The 16,654-nt window shown below is 75.0% G+C and carries 13 protein-coding genes; 7 read left to right on the top strand and 6 right to left on the bottom strand.

Features of this window, described 5'->3' with window-relative positions:
- Positions 1-8: 8 nt before the first annotated feature.
- The 6 genes from E2B92_RS09355 to E2B92_RS09330 are packed head-to-tail and all read right to left on the bottom strand — an operon-like array spanning position 9 to position 5,285.
- Positions 9-1,229, bottom strand: coding sequence for a cytochrome P450 family protein (locus tag E2B92_RS09355; protein WP_126887405.1), 1,221 nt, complete (start codon positions 1,227-1,229; stop codon positions 9-11).
- The gene (locus E2B92_RS09350) at positions 1,226-2,443 is read right to left on the bottom strand and encodes a cytochrome P450 (RefSeq protein WP_126887406.1); all 1,218 of its coding nucleotides are present in this window, start codon (positions 2,441-2,443) and stop codon (positions 1,226-1,228) included. The genes E2B92_RS09355 and E2B92_RS09350 overlap by 4 nt, the downstream gene beginning before the upstream one ends.
- Positions 2,440-3,039 (bottom strand): GTP-binding protein, encoded by a 600-nt coding sequence (locus E2B92_RS09345; RefSeq protein WP_126887407.1) that lies wholly within the window; start codon positions 3,037-3,039, stop codon positions 2,440-2,442. The genes E2B92_RS09350 and E2B92_RS09345 overlap by 4 nt, the downstream gene beginning before the upstream one ends.
- Positions 3,020-3,388 carry a DUF742 domain-containing protein gene (locus tag E2B92_RS09340; protein ID WP_126887408.1) on the bottom strand — a complete coding sequence of 123 codons (369 nt, stop codon included), beginning with the start codon at positions 3,386-3,388 and terminating at the stop codon, positions 3,020-3,022. Before E2B92_RS09340 ends, E2B92_RS09345 begins: the two co-directional genes overlap by 20 nt.
- Complete coding sequence (locus E2B92_RS09335) at positions 3,385-3,792, bottom strand: roadblock/LC7 domain-containing protein (RefSeq protein WP_126887409.1); 408 nt, start codon at positions 3,790-3,792, stop codon at positions 3,385-3,387. The genes E2B92_RS09340 and E2B92_RS09335 overlap by 4 nt, the downstream gene beginning before the upstream one ends.
- A complete protein-coding gene (locus E2B92_RS09330; protein WP_133087463.1) occupies positions 3,789-5,285 on the bottom strand; it encodes a sensor histidine kinase in 1,497 nt (498 codons plus the stop codon). Before E2B92_RS09330 ends, E2B92_RS09335 begins: the two co-directional genes overlap by 4 nt.
- A gap of 172 nt (positions 5,286-5,457) precedes the next feature.
- Here E2B92_RS09330 and E2B92_RS09325 point away from each other — a divergent pair, with 172 nt between their 5' ends.
- The 7 genes from E2B92_RS09325 to E2B92_RS09295 all read left to right on the top strand — a co-directional run bounded on the left by E2B92_RS09325 (position 5,458) and on the right by E2B92_RS09295 (position 16,635).
- Positions 5,458-8,247, top strand: a complete 2,790-nt coding sequence (locus E2B92_RS09325) for an FAD-binding and (Fe-S)-binding domain-containing protein (RefSeq protein ID WP_126884308.1) — start codon at positions 5,458-5,460, stop codon at positions 8,245-8,247.
- Positions 8,248-8,357: 110 nt separating this feature from the next.
- Positions 8,358-9,314, top strand: a complete 957-nt coding sequence (locus E2B92_RS09320) for an EamA family transporter (protein ID WP_126884309.1) — start codon at positions 8,358-8,360, stop codon at positions 9,312-9,314.
- Between the two features lie 78 nt (positions 9,315-9,392).
- A complete protein-coding gene (locus tag E2B92_RS09315; RefSeq protein WP_133087462.1) occupies positions 9,393-10,298 on the top strand; it encodes a TIGR03084 family metal-binding protein in 906 nt (301 codons plus the stop codon).
- Entirely contained in the window at positions 10,295-11,971 is a 1,677-nt protein-coding gene (locus tag E2B92_RS09310; RefSeq protein ID WP_126884310.1) for an acyclic terpene utilization AtuA family protein, read from the top strand. The genes E2B92_RS09315 and E2B92_RS09310 overlap by 4 nt, the downstream gene beginning before the upstream one ends.
- Positions 11,968-13,566, top strand: coding sequence for an acyl-CoA carboxylase subunit beta (locus E2B92_RS09305; protein ID WP_126884311.1), 1,599 nt, complete (start codon positions 11,968-11,970; stop codon positions 13,564-13,566). The genes E2B92_RS09310 and E2B92_RS09305 overlap by 4 nt, the downstream gene beginning before the upstream one ends.
- Before the next feature lie 10 nt (positions 13,567-13,576).
- Entirely contained in the window at positions 13,577-15,475 is a 1,899-nt protein-coding gene (locus tag E2B92_RS09300) for an acetyl/propionyl/methylcrotonyl-CoA carboxylase subunit alpha (protein WP_126884312.1), read from the top strand.
- On the top strand, positions 15,472-16,635 hold the full coding sequence (locus E2B92_RS09295) for an acyl-CoA dehydrogenase family protein (RefSeq protein WP_126884313.1): 1,164 nt from the start codon (positions 15,472-15,474) through the stop codon (positions 16,633-16,635). The genes E2B92_RS09300 and E2B92_RS09295 overlap by 4 nt, the downstream gene beginning before the upstream one ends.
- Positions 16,636-16,654: the final 19 nt, after the last annotated feature.

Raw genomic sequence — 16,654 nt, 5'->3', positions numbered from 1 at the left:
AGCGCCGGTCAGCGCAGCCGTACGGGGAGTTCGAAAAGATCGTTCTGCGTGACGACCGGCTTGTTGCGGAGCTCCGTCGCGGGCACGGCGAGGGTGAGCCCGGGGAAGCGGGCGTACAGCGCGGGCAGGGCCACCCCCGCCTCCAGCCGGGACAGCGCGGCGCCGGGGCAGACGTGCGGGCCGTGGCCGAAGGAGATGTGCCGGTTGGGCGAGCGGGTGATGTCGAAGACGCCGGCGCTCGGGCCGTGCTGCTTCTCGTCCCGGCCGATCGCCCCGTACGACACGATCAGCGCCTCGCCCGCCGGCAGCGTGCGGTCGCCGACCCGGACGTCCTCGGTCGCGAACCGGATCAGCACGTGGGAGGTGGGCGTGGAGAAGCGGAGGGTCTCCTCGACCACCGCGTCCCAGTTGGCCTCGCCGGAGCGGACCAGGGCGAGCTGCTCGGGGTGGTTGGACAGGTTCACCACGGCGTTGACGATCAGCGAGATCGTCGTCTCGTGGCCCGCCGCCACCATGAGCTGGAGGGTGGAGACGATCTCCTCGTCGGTGAGGTGGTCGCCGCCCTCGGAGGCGGCGATCAGCGCGCTCGTCAGGTCGTCGCCCGGCTCCGCGCGCCGCGCGGCCACCACCTTCGCCATCATCTCCGCCAGCTCGCCGAGGGTCGCCACGACCTCCTCGGGCGGCGTCTGGGTGGAGAAGAACTTGTCGAACAGCACCTTCAGGCGCGGGTGGTCCGCCGGGTCCACACCCATCAGGTCGCTGATCACGAACATGGGCAGGGGGTGGGCGAAGGCGGCCTTGAGGTCGACGACCGCGCCCGGCTCGTACGCCACCAGGCCGTCCAGCAGGCCGTCGGTCAGCTCGGTGATCCGCGCCCGCATCCGCTCCACCCGGCGCGGGGTGAGCGCCTGCGCCACCAGCGCCCGCATCCGGCGGTGGTCCTCACCGTCCACGGTCAACATGGACCGGCCCGGATTGGCCAGGCCGATCAGCGGCCAGTCCGGGGGTATCTCGCCGCGCCGCCAGGCACCCCACACGTTGATGTCCTTGACGAGCCGCCGGTCGGTGAGCAGCTCGCGCGCCTCCGCGTGGTGCGTCACCGCCCACACCGGCACCCCGCCCGGCAGGACGACCCGGGCCAGCGGCCCGGCCGCGCGCAGCGCCGCGCTCTCCCCGTCGAGGTCGGTGACGAACGGGTCGAGGGGGATGGGTTCCTCTACGGGAATCACGGGGTGCCTCCCAGGGCGGGGGTCGGGGTGAACGTCACGGGCAGGTCCGTCAGGCCGCGCAGCCAGGGCGAAGGGCGCCGGGTGAGCGCGTCGGCCGGGACGGCCAGATCCAGGTCCGGCAGCCGGTCCAGCAGCACCTCGATCCCGGTGCGCGCGATGACCTCGGCGATCTCCTGGGCGGGGAACGGACAGCGGTGCTCGCCGTGCCCGAAGGAGAAGTGGGCGCTGTTGCCGCCGGTGAGGGCGGCGTTGTCGATGTGGACCTGCGGGTCGGCGTTGGCGGCGGCCAGGCCCAGCAGGATCAGGTCACCGGCCCTGATGTGCCGCCCGCCCAGGCGCGTGTCGCGCGAGGCCCACCGGCCGGCCACGTTCTGGGTCGGGGTGTCGGCCCACAGCACCTCGTTCATCGCCTCGGCGACGGAGTGCCGGCCGCCGGACAGGGACGCGGCGAACCGGTCGTCGGTCAGCATCAGGCGCAGCGAGTTGCCGATCCAGTCGGCCGTCGGCTGGTGCCCGGCCGCCATCATCACCATCAGGTCCTGCGCCATCTCCTCGACCGTGAAGCCGGAGGCGTCGGCCAGCATGCGGGAGGCCACGTCCTCACCCGGGTCGGCCCGCTTGGCGGTGAGCAGGCCGAATATCGCCTCGGCCAGGTGGCGCTGCCCGTCCAGGGCCCGCTCCCGGCCGTCGATCATGTCGTTGAGCGCGGTGACGAGCCCGGGGCCCTGCTCGTCGGGCACGCCGTAGATCTTCACCAGCACGCGGACCGGCAGCAGCATGGCGTACTGGGCGATCAGCTCCGCCTCGCCCGCGCCGCAGAACGCGTCGATGAGCCCGTCCGCGTACCCCTCGGCGTACCGGCGCAGGGTGAAGGGGTCGACGGACTCCAGCGCGTCGCCGATCATCGCGGCGCGCTCGCGGTGCCGCTCGCCGACCGTGTAGAGGATCGACGGCTGCTTGCGGCCGATCATCGGCAGCAGCGGCCAGTCACCGGGGATGCGGTCCCACTGGTTCCACAGCTCGGAGTCGCGGCTGAAGAGCACCGGGTCGCTGGTGACCTGGTGGAGCTCGCGGTAGTCGAGCACCAGCCAGGCGGGGACGTCCCCGTCGAGCACGACGGGGGCGACGGCTCCGTGCTCGCGCCGCATCTCCCGGTACAGCTCGGCGGGTTCGGCCTGGAACCGGGGGCCGGACAGGGGCACGGGGGCGGTCATGTTCTGGTCTCCCGTTGGGCGTGCAGGCGTTGGAGGTGGGTGACGAGCGTGATCAGTACGTATTTGCTGGACGACCGGTCGCGGGCGTCGCACTCCACCAGCGGCACGTCGTCGGCCAGGTCGAGCGCCTCGCGGATCTCCCGCTCGGTGTGGGCGGGGCCGCCGAAGTCGTTGCAGGCGACGATGAAGGGCATGCCGTGGTGCTCCAGGCGGTCGATCGCGTACCAGGAGTCGGCGAGGCGGCGGGTGTCGACGAGGACGACCGCGCCGAGGGTGCCGGAGAACAGCCGGTCCCACAGGAACCAGAAACGTTCCTGCCCCGGGGCGCCGAAGAGGTACAGGACGTTGTGCGCGTCCAGCGTGATCCGGCCGAAGTCGAAGGCGACGGTGGTGGACGTCTTGGTGCCCACCTGGGCGACGTCGTCGACGGCCTCGCCCGCGCGGGTCATCGTCTCCTCGGTGTTGAGGGGGCGGATCTCGCTGACCGAGCGCACGAGGGTGGTCTTGCCGACACCGAAGCCGCCCACGATCACGATCTTGAGACCGTTGTCGGCGGTGCTGGTGAGCGGTGTCCGTTCAGAGGTTGCGGAGTCCAACGAGCACCTGCTCCAGGATGTCGGGGTCGGGAAGGTGGTACGCGGAGCCGTGGCCGGCGCTGCGCGGGTGACGGGCGCTGATCCGGCCCGTGCCGAGCAGGTCGGCCAGCAGGATGCGCACGATGCCCACCGGCAGGGCGAGTTCGGCCGCCACCTCGACGACCGCCGTGGGGCGCCGGCACATGCGCAGGATCGCGGCGTGCTCGGACTGCATGCCGGGCACCGGCTCGGACTCGGCCACCACCAGGGTCACCAGGTCGAACGGCGTGTCCGGGGCGGACCGGGTGCGGCCACCGGTGAGGGTGTACAGCCGGTCCGGTGACTCGTCCCGGTGGCTGCCGGGGCTCACGGGGTGCGGGGCTCGGCGTGCAGGTGCTCGCCGAGCTGCTCGACGAGCTCGCTCATGTTGTGCCCGATCAGGCCGACGTCGGAGTCCTCGGCGGCGACGACCGCGAGGTGGGCGCCCTCCCCGGCCTCGACGATGAGCAGGACGCCGCCGTAGAACTCGGCCATCGCCGACCGCACACCGCCGGTCCCGTCGCCGAACTCCATGGACGCGCCGTGCGACAGGCTCTGGATGCCGGCCGCTATGGCGGCGAGCTGGTCGGCCTGGTCGACGGAGAGCTCGGGAGTACGGCACAGCTTGAGGCCGTCCCGGGACAGCACGAGCGCGTGGCGGGCGCCGGGCGTGCGCTGGAGCAGGCTCTCCAGGAGCCAGTTGAGCTTGTCGTCGGTCGTGGTGCCGGTGGTCATCGGGGGGTGCCTTCCGTGGTGGTGCGTACCGCTTGGCGGAAGCTGCTGAATCGGGCCGCCGACCGGGTCCGGGAGGCGGGTTCGGTGGGCTCGGCGGGGCTGGGGGGGGTGGGGGGGGTGCCTTCGGGGTGGGCGGCGGCGAGGGTCTGGCCCCTGCGGCGCTTGGGAAGCCGGGCGGGTGCGGGGGTGTCGGCGCCGGCGAAGGGGGAGGAGGGGCGCTCCTCGGCGGCACCGGGGGTGGTGGGGCCGGGGGTGGTGCGTGGGGTGGCGCCGGGCGTGTGGGCCGTGGTGCCGGGGGTGGTGGCGGGGGCGCGGTCGGCGGTGCCGGGGGTGGTGGCGGTGGCGGCCTGCGCGCGGGGGCGGGTGCCGGGGCGGACGCGGGTGATCAGCTCGTGCGGGATCATCATGAGCGCCCCGGTGCCGCCCCGGGCCGAGGGGCGGAAGGACACCGTCAGGCCGTGCTTGCGGGCCAGGCGGCCGACGACGGCGAGGCCGAGACGGGTGCCGGACAGACCGGTCAGGTCGGCCCCTTCGGCGGTGACGGCCCGCTCCGCGCGGCGGAGCTGGACGTCGCTCATGACCAGGCCGCTGTCCTCCACGGTGACGACGAGCCCGGCCGGGACCTCCTCGACGTACACATGGACCTCGGCGGTGGGCGGCGAGAAGTTCGCGGCGTTGTCGAGCAGTTCGGCCAGGGCGTGCATCACGCCCTCGGCGGCGTGGCCGGCGATGGCCGCGTCGCTGGTGGTGTGGAGCCGTACGCGCTGGTAGCCGCCGATGCGGCTCATGGCGCCGCGCAGGATGGACTCCATCACGATCGGCTTCGCCCAGCGGCGGCCCGAGCGGGCGCCGGTGAGCACGGCGATGGAGTCGGCGAGGCGGCCGGCCTGGGCGGTGCGGTGGTCGAGGTGGAGCAGGTCGGTCAGGACGTCCTCGTCCGTGTGCCGGTGCTCCATCTCGCGGAGGTCGGCCAGCATGCTGGTCGCCAGGGCCTGCATGCGGCCGGCGGCGTTGGCGCAGGCGGCCACGGCGGCGGCGCGGCCGGTCTCGCTGCGGGCGGCTTCGGCGCGGGCGCGGTCCGCCTCGGCGCGGGCCCCGGCGATGGCACGGTCGGCCTCGGCGCGGGCCGCCGCGACGGCCCGGTCCGCCTCGGCGCGGGCCTCGGCGACGGCACGGCCGGCGGTGGCGCGGGCGCGGTCGGCCTCGGCGCGGGCCCCGGCGACGGCACGGTCGGCCTCGGCGCGGGCCTCGGTGGCGGCGCGTTCCGCCTCCGTCCTCGCGCGGGCGGCTCTGCGGGCGGCGGCGAGCGCGTACGCGGCGGTGGTGACGGCGGCGGTCAGCAGGACGGCGGCGGTGGCCGAACCCCACGCCAGCGGGGTCCGCACGGAGCCGGGAGCGACGGCCACGGCCCCCGCGGACAGGAGGCCGGTGACGGCCGCCGAGATCAGCAGGGTCGGCGCGACCGGCCGGAGGGGCCGGAGGAAGGGGCGCAAATCGTCAGTCCTCTGGGCGTCGTGGGGGGCATCTGGAGCCGTCAATTCCCTAACAATTCCGGGTCACTATAAGAGACTTGACGATCACTTTGGGAAGTTCTTGTGCGCTTTCTTACGGACGCCTCGGCGAGGGACGGGCGGCCACCGGCCCGGCCGGGGGCATGCTGGCCGTATGGGTGATCAGCGTCGGACGGAGATCGCACGGGCCCTGCGCGCCGCCGTGCGTGGCGAGGTCGACTTCGGCGCGGCGGCCCGGGCGCTGCACACCATGGACGCGTCCAACTACCGTCGCGTCCCCGTCGGGGTCGTGGCCCCGCGCGACGCGGCGGACGTGGCGGCCGCCCTGGAGGTGTGCCGGGAGCACGGCGTGCCGGTCGTGCCGCGCGGGGCCGGAACCTCGATCGCCGGGCAGGCGACCGGGACCGGCGTCGTGCTGGACTTCACCCGCCACCTGCGCGGCATCGTCTCGGTGGACCCCGAGGCGCGGAGGGCCGTCGTCCAGCCGGGTGTGGTGCTCGACCGACTGCGCGAGGAGGTGCGCCGGCACGGGCTGACCTTCGGGCCCGACCCGTCCACGCACAGCCGCTGCACGCTCGGCGGGATGATCGGCAACAACGCGTGCGGGTCCCACTCGGTGGCGTGGGGCACGACCGCCGACAACGTCGAGCGGCTCTCGGTCGTGACGTACGGGGGCACCGAACTGTCCCTGGGGCGCGGCGGGCAGGGCGCACCGGAGGGGCTCACGGACCTGGTCGGGCGCCACCTCGCCGCCCTGCGCACCGGCTTCCCGCCCGGCCTTCCCCGCCGCATCTCCGGCTACGCCCTGGACGCCCTGCTCCCCGAGCGCGGCACCGACGTCGCCCGCGCCTTCTGCGGCAGCGAGGGCACCCTCGCCGTGCTGACCGAGGCGACCGTACGGCTCGTCGAGTCGCCGCCCGCCCGCGCCCTCGCCGTCCTCGGGTACGCCGACGAGGGCGCGGCCGCCGACGCGGCACCCGGCCTGCTGCCGCTGCGCCCCCTCACCGTGGAGGGCATGGCCGAGGACCTGGTCCGCGACCCGGCCGCCCGCGCCGCCCTGCCCCGGGGCGGCGCCTGGCTGTTCGCCGAGACCGGTGGTGCCACGCCCGCCGAGGCCGCCGCCCACGCGGCCCGGATCCTGCGCGCGGCCGGCGCCCTGGACGGCACCGTCGTCACCGACCCGGCCGGCCGGCGCGCGCTGTGGCGGGTCCGCGAGGACGCCGCCGGGACGGCCACGCGCACCGCCGGGGGCACCGAGGCATGGCCCGGCTGGGAGGACTGCGCGGTCCCGCCGGCCCGCCTGGGCGCGTACCTCCGCGACTTCCGCGCCCTGCTCGCCGAACACGGGCTGACCGGCGCGCCCTACGGCCACTTCGGGGACGGCTGCATCCACGTCCGCATCGACTTCGACCTCGTGTCGGACGCGGGAGTGGGGCGCTTCCGGCGGTTCTCGGAGGACGTCGCCGGACTCGTCGTCGCCCACGGCGGCTCGCTCTCCGGCGAACACGGCGACGGGCAGGCGCGCGCCGAGCTGCTGCCCAGGATGTACGGGGACGAGCTGGTCGCCCTCTTCGGCCGGTTCAAGGACCTGTGGGACCCGGCCGGCGGCATGAACCCCGGCATGCTCGCCCGGCCCGCCCGCCTCGACGAGAACCTCCGCTTCGCCGTCCTGCCGCGCGAGCGGGTGGACGTGGCGTTCGGCTACCCGCACGACGGCGGCGACTTCACCACCGCCGTGCGGCGCTGCGTGGGCGTCGCCAAGTGCCGGGTGGAAGGGCCGGAACAGGGCCCCGGCGTGATGTGCCCCTCCTTCCGGGCGACGGGGGAGGAGCGGCACTCCACACGCGGCCGCGCCCGGCTGCTGCACGAGATGCTGGCGGGCGAGGTGGTGACCGACGGCTGGCGGTCGCCGGAGGTGCGGGACGCGCTGGACCTGTGCCTGTCCTGCAAGGGCTGCCGCAGCGACTGCCCGGTCGGGGTCGACATGGCCACGTACAAGGCGGAGTTCCTGCACCACCACTACGCCGGGCGGCCGCGCCCGGCCGCCCACTACGCCATGGGCCGCCTGCCGTACTGGCTGCGGCTCGCCGCGCCCCTTGCCCGGCCGCTGAACGCCCTGCTGGGCGTGCGCCCGCTCGCGGCCCTGGCCAAGCGGGTGGCCGGCATCGCGCCGGAGCGGGACCTCCCGTCACTGGCGCCCGAGACCTTCCGCGCCTGGTTCGCCCGCCGGGGCGCGGAGGCGGGCGACCTGCTGCTGTGGCCGGACACGTTCACCGACCACCTGGCGCCCTCGGTGGGCCGCGCCGCCGTCACGGTCCTTCAGGCGGCGGGCCTGCGCCCGGCGCTGCCGCCCGGCCGGGTGTGCTGCGGCCTGACGTACGTCTCGACCGGCCAGCTCGACCACGCCCGCCGGGTCATGCGCCGCACCCTCGACACCATGGCCCCGGTCCTGGGGAGCCCCGTGGTGGTCCTCGAACCGAGCTGCGCCGCCGCCCTGCGCACCGACCTGCCCGAGCTGCTCCCCGACGACCCGCGCGCCCACCGCCTGGCCGCGTCGGTCCGCACCTTCGCCCAGGCACTGGAGGAGCACGCCCCCGACTGGCGGCCGCCCCGCCTGGACCGCCCGGTCGCCGGCCAGATCCACTGCCACCAGCACGCGGTCCTCGGCGACGCCGCCGAGCGCCGCCTGCTGGCCCGCGCGGGCCTCACGGGCGAGCTGAGCGGCGGCTGCTGCGGCCTGGCCGGGAACTTCGGCTTCGAGCGCGGCCACTACGGCGTCTCGGTCGCCTGCGCCGAGGACCGGCTCCTCCCCGCCGTGCGCGCCGCCGCCCCGGACGCCGAGCTGCTGGCGGACGGCTTCTCCTGCCGCACCCAGCTCGACCAGCTCGCGGGCCGGCGGGCCAGGCACCTGGCGGAGGTGCTGGCGGAGGGGCTGGAGGGCTGAGAGACGCCCCTTACGGTGGAGGGGTGGGCTCCGGGTCGTTGGTGCAGTACATTGAACCGTGAGTCCAGTGCACAGCACTTCGCTGAAGAGAAAGTCGTGAGGGTCCCGGTGTGAACGACGCCGCCCGTACGGATGTCGCCGCGCGTACCGCGGACGCCGCCGCCGTCGCGCTGCCCGAGGCGGCGGCCGCCCGTCCCGATGGGCCGCACCGGCGGCGCGCCGCGCTCGGGCCGGTCGCGCTGGTGGTGGCCGGCGGGCTGTCCGTGCAGTTCGGGTCGGCCGTCGCCGTGCTGCTCATGCCGCGTGCCGGGGCCCTCGGGGTCGTCACCCTCCGGCTGGTCCTCGCCGCCGTCGTGCTGCTGGCCCTGTGCCGGCCCAGGGTGCGCGGCTACACGCGGGCCGACTGGGGGACGGTGGTCGCCTTCGGTGCCGCCATGGCGGGCATGAACGTGCTGTTCTACCAGGCCGCCGACCGCATCCCGCTGGGCGCCGCCGTCACCCTGGAGGTGCTCGGGCCGCTCGCACTGTCGGTGATCGCCTCGCGGCGGCTGGTCAACCTGGTGTGGGCCGGGCTCGCCCTGGCGGGGGTGGTGCTGCTGAGCGGCGGCGGGTTCGACCGGCTCGACCCGGTGGGCGCGGCGTTCGCGCTGGCGGCGGGCGTGATGTGGGCGGCGTACATCGTCTTCAGTGCCCGCACCGGACGGCGCTTCCCGCAGGCTGACGGGCTGGCGCTGGCGATGGCGGTCGGCGCGGTGCTCACCGTGCCGCTGGGCGTCGCCGAGGCGGGGTCCAGGCTGCTGGTGCCCTCCACCGTCGGGCTGGGCCTGGCCGTCGCGCTGATGTCGTCGGTCCTCCCGTACACCCTCGAACTGCTCGCGCTGCGCCGCCTGCCCGCCCCGACCTTCGCGATCCTCATGAGCCTGGAGCCCGCGATCGCGGCGACGGCCGGTTTCCTCGTGCTGAGTCAAGCCCTGTCCGTCACCGACGCGTTGGCGATCGCGCTGGTCATCGCGGCGAGCATGGGCGCGGTGCGGTCGCAGATGCCGAAGCGGACGGCCGAGAAGTAAAGCAAGCATGCTTGCTTGTTTCCTGGGGCGCTGCCATGCTCCGGGGCACGCACTGCCGTGTCCCGGAGGGAGCGCACCGTGTCCGATGCCCTGCTGGCTGATCTGCGCGACGAGAGCGAGGAGCTCGACCACCTGGTCGCGGGCCTGAGAGCGGACGGCTGGGCCACCCCCACCCCCGCGCCCCGCTGGACCGTCGCCCACCAGATCGCCCACCTGGCCTGGACCGACGACGCGGCCCTGCTCGCCGTCACGGACGCGGACGCCTTCGCGGCCCACGTCCGGGAGGCGCTCGACGCACCCGCCACCTTCGTCGACGACGGGGCGGCCCAGGGCGCCACCGTGCCCCCGCACCGACTTCTCGCCCGCTGGCGCGACGGCCGCGCCCGGCTCCTCGACGCCCTCCGCGCCGCCCCCGCCGGCGCCCGCTTCCCCTGGTACGGGCCGCCCATGAGCGTCGCCTCCATGGCCACGGCCCGCCTGATGGAGACCTGGGCGCACGGCCAGGACGTCGCCGACGCCCTCGGCGCCGTACGCCCGCCGACCGCCCGGCTGCGGCACGTCGCCTGGATCGGTGTACGGGCCCGCGACTACGCCTACGCGGTACGCGGACTCACCCCGCCCGCCCAGCCCTTCCGCGTCGAGCTGACCGCGCCGGACGGCACCCTGTGGGCCTACGGCCCCGAGGACGCCCCCCAGAGGATCACCGGCCTCGCCCTGGACTTCTGCCTGCTGGTCACCCAGCGCGCCCACCGCGCCGACCTGGCCGTACGCGCCGAGGGCGCCGACGCCGACCGGTGGCTCGACATCGCCCAGGCCTTCGCCGGACCGGCCGGCCCCGGCCGCCCGCCCAAGGCCGGTCCCGGCCGCCCGCCCAAGGCCGGTCCCGGGAACGCGGCCACGGCGGGTCCCGGTCGCGCGGCCACGGCCGGTCCCGGGGACGCGGCCACGGCCGGCCCCGGGAACGCGGCCACGGCGGCGTCATGACGAGGGCCCTGCGGATCGGCAACGCCTCCGGCTTCTACGGCGACCGCTTCGACGCCGTGCGCGAGATGCTCACCGGCGGTGAACTGGACGTCCTGACCGGGGACTACCTCGCCGAGCTGACCATGCTCATCCTCGGCCGCGACCGCCTGAAGGACCCGCGCCTCGGCTACGCCAGGACCTTCCTGCGCCAGATGGAGGAGGGCCTCGGGCTCGCCCACGACCGGGGCGTGCGGATCGTGACCAACGCCGGGGGCCTCAACCCGGCCGGTCTCGCCGACGCGCTGCGCGCCCTCGCGGACCGCCTCGGGCTGCCACAGGTGCGCGTCGCCCACGTCGAGGGCGACCAGCTCCCCGTGCCGGAGGGCGCCCTGACGGCCAACGCCTACCTGGGCGGCGGCGGCATCACGGCGTGCCTGCGCGGCGGGGCCGACGTGGTGGTGACCGGGCGGGTCACGGACGCGGCGCTGGTCAGCGGGCCGGCGGCCTGGTGGTTCGGGTGGGGCCCCGACGAGTACGACCGGCTCGCCGGAGCCGTGGTCGCCGGGCACGTCCTGGAGTGCGGCACCCAGGCCACGGGCGGCAACTACGCCTTCTTCACCGGGCACGACGTGCGCCGCCCCGGCTTCCCGGTCGCCGAACTGCACGAGGACGGCACGTCCGTCATCACCAAGCAGGACGGCACGGGCGGCGTCGTGGACACCGGCACGGTCACCGCGCAGCTCCTGTACGAGACGGCGGGCGCCCGGTACGCGGGCCCCGACGTCACCGCCCGGCTCGACACCGTGCGCCTCGAGCCCGACGGCCCCGACCGGGTGCGGATCACCGGCGTGCGGGGCGAGGCACCGCCCCCGGCGCTGAAGGCCGGGCTGAACCGGCTCGGCGGCTGGCGCAACGAGGTCGTCTTCGTGCTGACGGGCCTCGACATCGAGGCCAAGGCGCGGCTGGTGCGCGGGCAACTGGAGGACGCCCTCGCCGTGAAGCCCGCCGAGGTGCGGTGGGAGCTGGCCCGCACCGACCGGCCGGACGCTTCCACCGAGGAGACCGCCAGCGCCCTGCTGCGGCTGGTCGTCCGGGACGCCGACCCGGACACGGTGGGCCGGGCCGTGAGCGGCGCGGCGGTCGAACTCGCCCTGTCCAGCTACCCCGGCTTCCACCTGACCGCCCCGCCCGGCAAGGGCGCGCCCTACGGGGTGTTCGAGGCGGTGTACGCCGACCCCGGAACCGTCACCCACACCGCCGTGCTCCCGGACGGGCGGCGCGAGGTGGTCCCGCCCCCGGCGCGCACCCGGACGCTGGAGCCCGTGCCGCCGCCGCCCCTGCCCGAACCGCTCCCGGACGGCCCCGTCCGGCGCGCCCCGCTCGGGCGGGTCGCCGGGGCGAGGAGCGGCGACAAGGGCGGCGACGCCAACATCGGCGTGTGGGTGCCCACGGACGAGGCGTGGCGGTGGCTCGCCCACGCCCTCACCGCCGACCGGCTGCGCGCACTGCTCCCGGAGGCCGCGCCCCTGGAGGTGGTCCGGCACGTCCTGCCGAACCTCCGCGCCCTGAACTTCACCGTCACCGGCCTGCTCGGCGAGGGCGTCGCCGCCCAGGCCCGGTTCGACCCGCAGGCCAAGGCGCTCGGCGAATGGCTGCGCGCCCGCCACCTCGACATCCCGGAGGCCCTCCTGTGACCGTCCTGGCCACCGCCCTCGACACGGCCGGCCCCGACTACGCCGCCCACCGCGAGGCCATGCTCGCCAAGCTCGCCGAACTGGCGGCCGAGCACGAAAAGGCCCTGGCCGGCGGGGGAGAGAAGTACACCGCCCGCCACCGGGGGCGCGGCAAGCTGTTGGCCCGCGAACGGATCGAGCTGCTCGTCGACCCCGACTCCCCGTTCCTCGAACTCTCCCCGCTGGCGGCCTGGGGCAGCGACTACCCCGTCGGCGCGTCGATCGTCACCGGCATCGGTGTCGTCGAGGGCGTCGAGTGCCTGATCACCGCCAACGACCCGACCGTACGCGGCGGCGCGTCCAACCCCTGGACGCTGAAGAAGGCGCTGCGGGCCAACGAGATCGCGTACGCCAACCGCCTGCCCTGCATCGCCCTCGTCGAGTCCGGCGGCGCGGACCTGCCCTCCCAGAAGGAGATCTTCATACCCGGCGGGGCGCTCTTCCGGGACATCACCCGGCTGTCCGCCGCCCGTATCCCCACCATCGCCGTCGTCTTCGGCAACTCGACGGCGGGCGGGGCCTACGTTCCCGGCATGTCCGACCACACCGTGATGATCAAGGAGCGGTCGAAGGTCTTCCTCGGCGGTCCGCCCCTGGTCAAGATGGCCACCGGCGAGGAGAGCGACGACGAGTCCCTCGGCGGCGCCGAGATGCACGCGCGCGTGTCCGGGCTCGCCGACCACTACGCCGTCGACGAGACCGACGCCATCCGCCAGGCCCGCCGGATCGTCGCCCGCCTCAACCACCGCAAGGCGCACCCCGATCCACCGGCCGCCGCACCGCCGACGTACGACCCGGAGGAACTGCTCGGGATCGTGCCGGGCGACCTCAAGACCCCCTTCGACCCGCACGAGGTCATCGCCCGGATCGTCGACGGCTCGGACTTCGACGCCTTCAAGCCGCTGTACGGGCCCTCCCTCGTGACGGGCTGGGCGAGTCTGCACGGCTACCCGGTCGGCATCCTCGCCAACGCCCAGGGCGTGCTGTTCTCCGCCGAGTCGCAGAAGGCGGCCCAGTTCATCCAGCTCGCCAACCAGCGCGACATCCCGCTGGTGTTCCTCCACAACACCACCGGATACATGGTCGGCAAGGAGTACGAGCAGGGCGGCATCATCAAGCACGGCGCGATGATGATCAACGCGGTGAGCAACTCCCGCGTCCCGCACCTGTCCGTGCTCATGGGCGCCTCGTACGGCGCCGGGCACTACGGCATGTGCGGCCGCGCCTACGACCCCCGCTTCCTGTTCGCCTGGCCCAGCGCCAAGTCCGCCGTCATGGGCCCGCAGCAGCTCGCCGGCGTCCTGTCGATCGTCGCCCGCGCGTCCGCCGCCGCCAAGGGGCAGCCGTACGACGACGAGGGCGACGCCGCGCTGCGCGCCATGGTGGAGCAGCAGATCGAGTCCGAGTCCCTGCCGATGTTCCTGTCGGGGCGGTTGTACGACGACGGGGTCATCGACCCGCGCGACACCCGTACCGTCCTCGGCCTGTGCCTGTCGGCGATCCACAACGCCCCGGTCGAAGGCGCCCGCGGCGGCTTCGGCGTCTTCCGGATGTGAGGCCACAGTGATGATCTCTTCCGTCCTCGTCGCCAACCGGGCCGAGATCGCCTGCCGCGTCTTCCGTACGTGCCGCTCGCTCGGCATCGGCACGGTCGCGGTGTACGCCGACCCGGACGCCACGGCGCTGCACGTGCGGGAGGCCGACGCGGCGGTACGCCTGCCGGGGGCGGCGCCCTCGGAGACGTACCTGCGCGGGGACCTGATCGTGAAGGCCGCGCTGGCGGCGGGCGCCGACGCGGTGCACCCGGGGTACGGGTTCCTGTCCGAGAACGCCGGCTTCGCGCGGGCGGTGACCGACGCGGGCCTGACGTGGATCGGCCCGCCGCCCGGGGCGATCGAGACCATGGCGTCCAAGACGCGGGCCAAGGAGCTGATGGCGGCGGCGGGCGTGCCGCTGCTCGCCCCGGTCGACCCCGCCACCGCCACGCACGCCGACCTGCCGCTGCTGCTCAAGGCGGCGGCGGGCGGCGGCGGCCGGGGCATGCGCGTCGTCCGGGACCTCGCCGCCCTGCCGGGCGAACTGGCGGCGGCCACCGCCGAGGCACGGTCGGCGTTCGGGGACGGCGAGGTGTTCGCCGAGCCGTACGTCGAGCGCGGCCGGCACGTCGAGGTCCAGGTCCTCGCCGACGCGCACGGCACGGTGTGGGCGCTCGGCACCCGGGACTGCTCGCTCCAGCGGCGGCACCAGAAGGTCATCGAGGAGGCCCCGGCACCCGGCCTGGGCCCTGCCCTGCGCGAGACCCTCCACGGCGCGGCCGTGGCCGCCGCGAAGGCGGTGGGGTACGTCGGCGCCGGGACGGTCGAGTTCCTGGTCGCCGGTGACGAGGCGTACTTCCTGGAGATGAACACCCGCCTCCAGGTCGAGCACCCGGTCACGGAAGCCGTCTTCGGCCTCGACCTGGTCGCCCTCCAGCTCCGCGTCGCCGAGGGCGCACCGCTGCCGCCCGAACCCCCGGCCGCCACCGGCCACGCCGTGGAGGCCCGGCTGTACGCGGAGGACCCCGCCCGGGACTGGGCGCCGCAGTCGGGCGTCCTGCACGCCCTGGACCTCCCCGCCGGCCCCGGGCTGCGCGTCGACGCCGGATACGCCGCCGGGGACACCGTGGGCGTCCACTACGACGCCATGCTCGCCAAGGTGATCGCCCACGCCCCGACCCGGGACGAGGCCGTCCGCGTGCTCGCCCACGCCCTGGAGCGCGCCCGGGTGCACGGGCCGGTCACCAACCGGGACCTGCTCGCCCGGTCGCTGCGGCACCCGGACTTCACGGCCGGGCGCCTCGACACCGGTTTCTACGAGCGGAACCTCGCCGGGCTCACCGCGCCCGCGCCGGGCGAGGAGTACGCGGCCGTCGCCGCCGCCCTCGCGGCCGCCGTCCGCCGCTCCGGCCGGTTCGGCGCCTTCCGCACCGTACCGTCACCGCCGCAGACAGCCCGCTACGGCGACCACGAGGTGCGCTACCGGCCCACCCGGGACGGCGGGTTCACCGTCGAGTCCCACCCGCACGCGCGCGTGGTGGACGCCACGCCCACCTGCGTACGCCTCGACGTGGACGGCGTCGTACGGCGCTGGGAGGTGGCCGACCACGGCGACGGCGTCGTCCATGTGAACGGCCACCGGCTGGCCGTCCACCCCCGGTTCACCGACCCCGCCGAGCGCACCGCGCCCGGCTCGCTGCTCGCGCCCATGCCCGGCACCGTCGTCCGGGTCGCCGACGTCGCGGCGGGTGCCCGCGTCGAGGCGGGAGCGCCGCTCGTCTGGCTGGAGGCCATGAAGATGGAGCACCGCGTCACCGCTCCCGCCTCCGGCACGCTCACCGCGCTCCACGCCGTCCCCGGCCGCCAGGTCGAGGTCGGTGCCCTGCTCGCCGTCGTGGAAGAGTCGTACGAAGAGGAGACAGAGCAATGAGCACCGTCATCGAGACCGAGGAGCACACCGCCCTCCGTGACGCCGTCGCCGCCCTCGGCCGCCGCCACGGACGCGAACACGACCGCGCGGCCCTGTGGGCGGAAGCGGGCAAGCTCGGCTACCTCGGCGTCAACCTGCCCGAGGAGTACGGCGGCGGAGGCGGCGGCATGGCCGAACTCTCCATCGTCCTGGAGGAACTGGGCGCCGCGGGCTGCCCGCTGCTGATGATGGTCGTCTCGCCCGCCATCTGCGGCACGGTCATCGCCCGCTTCGGCACCGACGAGCAGAAGCGCCACTGGCTGCCGGGCCTGGCGGACGGCACGCGCACCATGGCGTTCGGCATCACCGAGCCCGACGCGGGCTCCAACTCCCACCGGATCACCACGACCGCCCGCCGGGACGGCGACGACTGGGTGCTGACCGGCCGCAAGGTGTTCATCTCCGGCGTCGACATCGCCGACGCGACCCTCATCGTGGGACGGACCGAGGACGCCCGGACCGGGAAGCTCAAGCCCTGCCTGTTCGTCGTCCCCCGCGACGCGCCCGGCTTCGGGCGGCGGCGCATCGACATGGAACTGCACGCCCACGAGAAGCAGTTCGAGCTGACCCTCGACGACGTACGCCTCCCGGCCGACGCGCTGGTGGGTGGGGGTACCTCCCAGGCCGAGGGCCGAGGGGGAGAGGACGCCGGGCTGCTCCAGCTCTTCGCCGGGCTCAACCCCGAGCGCATCATGACCGCCGCGTTCGCCCTCGGCATGGGCCGCTACGCGCTGGCGAAGGCGGTCGCGTACGCACGGGACCGGCAGGTGTGGAAGGCCCCCATCGGCGCCCACCAGGCCATCGCCCACCCCCTCGCGCAGGCCCACATCGAGCTGGAACTGGCCCGCCTGATGACCCGGAAGGCCGCCCACCTCTACGACGCGGGCGACGACCTCGGCGCCGGAGAGGCCGCCAACATGGCCAAGTACGCCGCCGCCGAGGCGTGCGTGAAGGCCGTCGACCAGTCCGTGCACACCCTCGGCGGCAACGGACTCACCCACGAGTTCGGGCTCGCCTCGCTCATCACCGCCTCACGAGTGGCACGCATCGCTCCGGTAAGCCGGGAAATGATTCTGAACTACGTGTCCCACCAGACCCTGGGCCTGCCCAAGTCGTACTGACTCCAGTACGGACAGCCGC

Source organism: Streptomyces sp. WAC05374 (assembly GCF_004353505.1).
Lineage (GTDB): Bacteria > Actinomycetota > Actinomycetes > Streptomycetales > Streptomycetaceae > Streptomyces.
This window is presented reverse-complemented; position numbering and strand designations above follow the sequence as displayed.